This window comes from Kushneria phyllosphaerae, assembly GCF_900312995.1.
Lineage (GTDB): Bacteria > Pseudomonadota > Gammaproteobacteria > Pseudomonadales > Halomonadaceae > Kushneria > Kushneria phyllosphaerae.
Map to the genome: position 1 here is coordinate 1 of NZ_ONZI01000026.1, position 438 is coordinate 438.

Annotated in this window: 1 protein-coding gene; it reads right to left on the reverse strand. The window is 38.4% G+C overall.

What is annotated here, in order from left to right; translation table 11 throughout:
* A partial coding sequence (locus KSP9073_RS17285) for a tetratricopeptide repeat protein (protein ID WP_133241053.1) occupies positions 1-438 on the reverse strand: 438 nt, incomplete at both ends.

Genomic DNA, 438 nt, shown 5'->3' on the forward strand with positions numbered 1-438 from the left:
ATATAATAAGTACCTAATTGGTATTGAGCATAAGCATTTTGCTTTTGTGCCAATTTTTGATAAATACTCGCTGATCTTTTATGATCCTTTTCAACACCAAGACCATAATGATACATTCTTGCCAAAGCCAGCATTGCTTTTTCATTACCTTTATCAGATGCATCCTGGTAATACCGTAAAGCATCTGGAAAATCCAATTTAACACCAACACCAGTTTCGGATAATAAACCGAGGGCATATAAAGCATTCCCATTACCTAAGCTTGCAGCCTTTTTATACCAGACCAAAGCTTGTTGTTCGTTTCTAGGTTGTCCCAAACCATAAAAATACATTCCAGCCAATTGACTCATCGCTTCAGGAGCACCTTTCTCTGATGCTTCTTTAAACAAAGATAACGCTTTGGAGTAATTGACGGGCACGCCCTTGCCATACTCATAC